This is a genomic window from Pseudomonas sp. NBRC 111140 (assembly GCF_001320885.1).
Taxonomy (GTDB): Bacteria; Pseudomonadota; Gammaproteobacteria; order Pseudomonadales; family Pseudomonadaceae; genus Aquipseudomonas; species Aquipseudomonas putida_P.
The window spans coordinates 63,050-69,240 of record NZ_BCBQ01000026.1 but is presented as its reverse complement, the minus strand read 5'-3'; the positions used below and the strand labels follow the sequence as shown (position 1 = coordinate 69,240).

The window sequence follows — 6,191 nt, the reverse complement described above, 5'->3', positions numbered from 1 at the left end:
ACCAGCATGCCAGGCATGTACTGCCCCGTGAGGGTGATCAGGAACAGTGGCAGGGCCACGCTGAGGGCGGCATTGACGGAGAACGTGGGTGCGGTGAACACCGGTGAGGCGAACTCCAGCCGTAAGGTTGTCAGGCCCACTTGCCCCTGTAGCAACAGGTAGCCCAGGCCCAGTAACAGAATGGCGACCACGGCGTAACGGGCGGTGAAGCGCTTGAATGCCACATAGGCTGCAATCAGCAGCCCGGCCAGGGCGGGGTCGACCGACAGGCTGGCGAAGGCGCCAATGCCGAACTGCAACAGGATGCCCGCCAGCAGGCCGGCGGCAATGCCGCCCGGAACGACCCGGACCAGGCGCTCGAACCACCCGCTCAGCCCCAGCACCACGAAGCCTGCGGCTGACAGCAGGTACGCACCTACGGCCTCGCTATAAGGCACATTGGCCAGGGCGGTGACCAGGAATGCGGCGGCTGGCGTGGACCAGGCCGTGATGACCGGTTCGCGGCTGTACCAGGATAGCGCCAGGCCGCTGAGGCCGACGCCGATCGACACTGCCCAGACCCACGATGACGTCAGTTCCGGGCTCAGCCCGGCCACTTTGGCCGCCTGGAACACCAGGATGAATGTACCGCCGTAGTTGACGATGACCGAAACGAACCCGGCTATCACCGGGTGAAGGATGTCTGTCAGCTTTAACGGGGTTGCAGAGCTTTGTGCAGGCGCGTCCATGATGGCCTCTGGTAATGGTCAGGTGCTGCAGAAGTACGCTGCCCGTCAGCGACTGGCTGCCGGGCAGGTTTGAGGGTCAGTTGGCCAGCGCTACCAGCAGGCTTTTCAGGTAAGTGCTGCCCTGTCCATCCAGCGGTTGCAGGGGCAGGCGCGGCGCGCCGACATCCTGGCCGAGCATTTTCAGGCCGGCCTTGATGGTGGTGGGCAGGCCACGGCGGGTGATGTACTCCAGCAGCTCGTACTGGCGGTAGAACAGCGTGCGGGCTTCGGCCAGCTCACCGTGCTGTACGGCGTCCCACAGCGCCAGGTTCAGTGCCGGGATCAGGTTGGGCGCGGCGGTACACCAACCCGTTGCGCCGGCCACCAGGGCTTCCAGGGTGAGCGGGTTGCAACCGTTGTAGAACGCCACCTGCCCATCGGTGGCTTTGAACAGGCGGTGCATGCGCTGAATGTCGCCGGTGCTTTCCTTGACCATGGTCACATTGGGTACTTCGCCAAGGATGCGCAGGATCAGTTCCACCGACAGGTCGGTGCCGCTGGTGCCCGGGTTGTTGTAGAGCATGATCGGGATGTCGATGGCCGCGCCGACTGCTTTGTAGTGGGCAATCACTTCCGCTTCGGTGAGTTTCCAGTACGAGATGGGCAGCACCATCACAGCGGTAGCGCCGCAGGCCTGTGCCAGGCGGGCGCGCTGCACGGTGCGCGCGGTGGTCAGGTCGGACACGCTGACCACGCTGGGCACGCGCCCGGCAATGCGTGCCTGGCTGAAGCGCACCACGGTTTCCCATTCGCTGTCGGACAAGTAGGCCCCTTCGCCGGTGCTGCCCAGCGGTGCGATGGCATGCACACCGCCTGCGATCAGGCTATCGATGGACATGCCCAGGGCATCCAGGTCGAGTGTGCCGTCTGCGGTGAAGGGAGTGATGGTGTAGCCGATGACGCCGCGAATTACAGAAGTAGACATGACCAGGCACCTTTGCCGTTGTTGAGGAAAGAGTACAGCTTCGATCAGCCCAGGCAGTCGCCATGGGCACGCAAGGCACGGCGCGCATAGTAGCTGAACGCGGCACCATGACGTTTGGGGGTGGAGATCCAGTCGTGGGCTTCTTTGCCCAGTGCTTCGGGGATGGGGCGGATGTCACCGGCGCCCATGGCCAGCAGTTGCATCTTTGCCGCGCGCTCGAACAGCAGGGCGAGCACGCAGGCTTCTTCGATCGAACCACCGGCAATCAGCAAACCGTGGTGAGAAAGCAGGATCGCGCGCTTATCGCCAATCGCCTTCGCGATGATTTCGCCTTCTTCGTTGCCCACCGGCACGCCGGGCCACTCCTTGAGGAATGCGCAGTCGTCGAACAACGGGCACAGGTCCATGTGCGAGATGGCCAGCGGCACTTCCAGCATCGACAGGGCCGCGCTGTGCAGCGGGTGGGTGTGGATGATGCAGTTGACGTCGGGGCGGGCGCGGTACAGCCAGCTGTGGAAGCGGTTGGCCGGGTTGGCCATGCCACGGCCTTGCAGCACGGTGAGGTCTTCGTCCACCACCAGCAGGTTGGAGGCGGCAATTTCGTCGAAGCCCAGGCCCAGTTGTTGGGTGTAATAAGTGCCAGGTTCCTGGGCGCGCGCGGTGATCTGCCCGGCCAGGCCAGAGTCGTGGCCGCCGTCGAAGAGGATGCGGCAGGTGAGGGCAAGTTTTTGCCGGGCGGTGTAGGTGTTGTCGGCCAGCGCCGTCAGCATCTGCTGCTGGGCGAGTTTGACCAACTGGTCCTTGGGGGTGTGCATGGTGGTCGTCATGGGCGGTACCTGCTTGATGAAAGGCTAAGTGACCAGGGGTGTTTCCAGGACACTTGGCGATCTTAATGACACCTTGTGTCATTTTCAAGCTTTGCGTGACACCTCCGCGTGACAGCTTTGCAACCTCATGCTCGCAAGCTTGCTGCCCTCATAACCATGAACCGGTCGTGGCAGGCGAGTACCATGAGCAGATCCAACCCTCGATACGGTCTAAGCATGTTTCTGGATTTACACGTGCGGCTCGCTTGCGAAGCCGACCTCGATGCACTCTTTGCGTTGGATGTTATTGCGCAGCGCGAAGAAAGCCGGCGGGCATTCATTGCCCACTCGGTAGCCTGCGGCCATTGCTGGGCGGCAACGGACGCTGCCAACACTGCGGTGCTCTTGGGTTATGGCGTACTGGACAAGTCGTTTTTCGGGCAGGACTTCATTGCGCTGGTGGTGGTAGGGGATTCGGCGCGTCGCCGTGGCGTAGGCGCAGCCATTCTGCGTGGGCTGGAATCCCGGTCCTTTGGGACCAAGTTGTTCACCTCGACCAACGCGTCGAACCTGCCGATGCAGGCGCTGCTTGCAAAGTGCGGTTTTATCGGCAGTGGTCAGGTTGAAAACTTGGACGAAGGTGACCCAGAGCTTGTTTTTGTAAAGATAAGGCCCTGATGCGCGAAAACACCGGCAAAGCCGGTGTCATCTGCCACGTTGGATACTTCGCAGGTGAACCCGCACCTACAGGGCATAGCCCGTTGCTGCGGCGTCAATGGTTCAAGCGCCTATGCAAAGGTCGTCCAGTCGGTTTGCTACATCCCTTTGCGGGTACTGCCGGAAAGCGTCTGAAATGGCGCTGATCAGCTGCGCGTCCGTGATCGGGTCCAGCCCAGGAAAACGCTTGCCATTACAGTCAACGTCATGGGTAAGCACAGCCTCGACACTGGCGCCGTTGTCCCTGTAAACCTGCCTGATGGCCTGGGCCTCCAGCGCTTTGTCGTCCTTGCAGCGCAGGGCATGGTGAATGGCCAGGGCGGCGCCAAAGGCCAGCGCCGGGGTTTCAATACCCTGCTTGCGGGCAAGGTCGATGCTGCTGAGGATGCGTTCGTTGCGTTGTAGCTTGCGCAACGGGTCGCGTCCCACCCGGGCGCAAGGGTCTTTGAACGAGGTTTTACAGCGCTCCAGGAAGGTATCGGCAAAACGGCTGACCACCTCTGCCATTTGCGGGTACTCCGCCACCAGTGCGGGGCCGACTTCCTGGCGAATCAGGCGCTCGGCCAGCTCGCATACGCGCGCGTCGCCCATGCCTTGGCCTACCGAGTCATGGCCCAGCAGGCTGGCGTACCAGGCAACGATGGCGTGCGGGCCGTTCCACAGGCGGTTCTTGATGACCTGGATCTGGGCAATGTCAGGCACCGTCTTCACCTGGCGCAGGCGTTCGAGCAGGTCGCTGCCGTGCTCTACATACAGCGGCATGTCGGGCTCGCTGTTGAACAGGATCAGGTGCAGCTGGCTCATTGCGCTGCTGGGCTGGGCAAAGGGCCTGAAGCGCCCGATCAGGCGTTCGTATTCAGGCACTGGCGTCGATGCCTTTGTGGCAACTGCCGGCTCGTCTTCCAGGCTGTTCTGGAACATCTGCGACTTGATGCGCAGTTGCCGCACCAGTGCGTCGTTGCTGAGCTTGGAGACGATGCGGCTGACCACCGTTTCGGCGAAATGGGTCTTTTCCAGCACTTGCTTGCCGATGGCTGGCGGGCACAGCAAGGCCAACTCCGCTTGCACATGGCGGCGCACGAACGCGGCGCCGCCCACCTTGTTAAGCACGATCAGCAACGTAAGCTCACGGCCACGTCGTTCGAAACGTTGCAGCAGCCCTTTGGCAATCACCTTCGCCTGGTTGCGTATGGCCTGCTCGGGCAGGCTCAGGCCGATGATTTCGGCCGTGGTGTACATGCCGATTACCGCGTCGTCATCGTCCAGGTCGATCATGCGCACGTTGTCGATGGTCTGGTCGAACGATGTAGCCCCATAGCGCACGCTGTAGCGGCCGAAGGCATTGACGCTTTCGCGCAGCATGCGCGAGCGCGTCGCGGCGATGATTTCACAAGGCCGGGTGTAGCCATCCCAATGGGAAAAGACCTGCGTCAGGTAGCCACCCCCGATGGCGCCGAAACCATGAATGCCCACGCGGAACTGGTTCATGGAGGCCGGGAAGCTTTCGTTCAGTTCGGGCATGCCCAGGTCGGGAACGCACTCGCTCAAGTCGGCCAGGAACTCGGTCATGCTGCGGTAGGCCTTGAGCGCGGCCGCCTTGATTTCTGGGGCAGGCGGTTTGATGTCCTCGATCAGTATCGCCTGGCCTTCAGCACGGATGGCCGACAGCATGCCGTTCTCCGAATCTTCGACCATGAAGCATTGGCCAGGCTCGCAATTGAGCGCGCGGGCAGCTTTCAGGAAAATCTCGGGGTGGGGTTTGCCCTGGCTGACTTCATCGCCACAGACGGTGATGTCGAAGTACTTCAGCACGTTGGCGTTGATCAGGTATTCCTCGGCAATGGCACGGCGACTGGACGTGGCCACCGCCATGGTCAAGCCCGATTTGCGCAGGCGTTCCAGTACCTCCAGCAGGCCGGCCTTGATCGGTACGCCGTGATTGCGCACGTACGCCAGCTCAAGTTCATCCGCGCGTTTGCGGATCTCGGTGTATGGGAAGTCTTCACCGTTATGCGCCTTGGCCAGGGCCTCGGCTTTTTTCGCGCTCAAACCCAGCGAGCCGATCAAAGTGTCCTCGCTAAGCGCTTTGCCGAAGATTTCAAGAGAGGCTTGCTTGAGTGTCTTGAAGCGCAAGCGTTCGGTGTCGAAGAGGGTGCCATCCATATCGAAGATGGCGCTGAGAATCTGTTTACCTTGGAAGAAAAGCATCGAGTGTTGCCCCCGTGGGTGCGTCGGACATCTCGCCTGTAGCAAGCGAGTACGGCGTGTGAACTGCAGCGTCGGCAGTCAGGTCGGGGGCACGCGTTTGTCAGGTGCACGCTCAGGCGTGACACAGAGATAAGGCGGGGCAGAGCGGGGAGTGCAGAGGAGGTTTGCAACCGTTGAAGCGAGGCGGGCGGCGCGTTTGGCCTTGAGGTCACGCCCACTGGCTGCAGTCGGTTTTGCAGGCAGTGGGCGCAAATAGCGATGGATACGTGTGATTCCAAGCATAAGGTGGTTTGCTTCCTTTTTCGTCATGGGTGATCCTTTTTCAGCCTTGCACGTATGCGCCGCGACATGCAAGGCTTGGCCTCCCGCTCCAATCCCGCAACAAGGTGAACCGCAATGACCCAAGCTACCGACCAGGCTTTTTATGACCGTGCCGATGCGCACATCGAACTGGCGAACCAGCAGATCGAAAAGTTCGAAGACCTGGGCAAGGTAAGCGCCTCGCTGACCTTCGGTGCCGCCCGCTTCAGCGCCTGGATGAGCGCCCGCAGCTTCAAGAGCGGCGCCGAGCTTGGCGCCGCGCGGGAAGAGATTCTGAAGTACTTCTGTGAGCAGTACCGGATGATGCTCGAGGACAACCTTGACGAGCATATCGAGCATTTTGACCAGTACATGCTGGGCAAGAACGACTGAGGCTGCGTGGGCATGCCTGCTCCCACAGGGATAGCGTATCCCTGCACTCAACGCGGAACCTGTGGGTGGTCACAG

The 6,191-nt window shown here is 61.5% G+C and carries 6 protein-coding genes; 2 read left to right on the top strand and 4 right to left on the bottom strand.

Features of this window, described 5'->3' with window-relative positions; translation table 11 throughout:
* From APH42_RS11190 to APH42_RS11180, 3 genes are all read right to left on the bottom strand, one after another.
* A partial coding sequence (locus tag APH42_RS11190) for a benzoate/H(+) symporter BenE family transporter (protein WP_156352755.1) occupies positions 1 to 728 on the bottom strand: 728 nt, incomplete at its 3' end.
* A 76-nt stretch (positions 729 to 804) separates the two neighbouring features.
* Positions 805 to 1,692 (bottom strand): dihydrodipicolinate synthase family protein, encoded by an 888-nt coding sequence (locus APH42_RS11185; protein WP_012271239.1) that lies wholly within the window; start codon positions 1,690 to 1,692, stop codon positions 805 to 807.
* A 44-nt stretch (positions 1,693 to 1,736) separates the two neighbouring features.
* Complete coding sequence (locus APH42_RS11180; RefSeq protein ID WP_012271240.1) at positions 1,737 to 2,519, bottom strand: aldolase; 783 nt, start codon at positions 2,517 to 2,519, stop codon at positions 1,737 to 1,739.
* Between the two features lie 183 nt (positions 2,520 to 2,702).
* Here APH42_RS11180 and APH42_RS11175 point away from each other — a divergent pair, with 183 nt between their 5' ends.
* Positions 2,703 to 3,176, top strand: coding sequence for a GNAT family N-acetyltransferase (locus APH42_RS11175; protein WP_012271241.1), 474 nt, complete (start codon positions 2,703 to 2,705; stop codon positions 3,174 to 3,176).
* Between the two features lie 102 nt (positions 3,177 to 3,278).
* On the opposite strand, the gene mtlD is transcribed toward APH42_RS11175, so the two are convergent.
* Entirely contained in the window at positions 3,279 to 5,423 is a 2,145-nt protein-coding gene (gene mtlD / locus APH42_RS11170; protein WP_060493296.1) for a bifunctional mannitol-1-phosphate dehydrogenase/phosphatase, read from the bottom strand.
* Positions 5,424 to 5,819: 396 nt separating this feature from the next.
* On the opposite strand from mtlD, the gene APH42_RS11165 reads away from it, so the two are divergent.
* A complete protein-coding gene (locus APH42_RS11165; protein ID WP_012271243.1) occupies positions 5,820 to 6,116 on the top strand; it encodes a DUF3144 domain-containing protein in 297 nt (98 codons plus the stop codon).
* Positions 6,117 to 6,191: the final 75 nt, after the last annotated feature.

Bases quoted from the DNA above. Each gene is read 5' to 3' on its own strand.
- APH42_RS11185 (WP_012271239.1), bottom strand. From the start codon at position 1,692: ATGTCTACTTCTGTAATTCGCGGCGTCATCGGCTACACCATCACTCCC.
- APH42_RS11175 (WP_012271241.1), top strand. From the start codon at position 2,703: ATGAGCAGATCCAACCCTCGATACGGTCTAAGCATGTTTCTGGATTTA.
- APH42_RS11165 (WP_012271243.1), top strand. From the start codon at position 5,820: ATGACCCAAGCTACCGACCAGGCTTTTTATGACCGTGCCGATGCGCAC.
- APH42_RS11180 (WP_012271240.1), bottom strand. From the start codon at position 2,519: ATGACGACCACCATGCACACCCCCAAGGACCAGTTGGTCAAACTCGCC.
- mtlD (WP_060493296.1), bottom strand. From the start codon at position 5,423: ATGCTTTTCTTCCAAGGTAAACAGATTCTCAGCGCCATCTTCGATATG.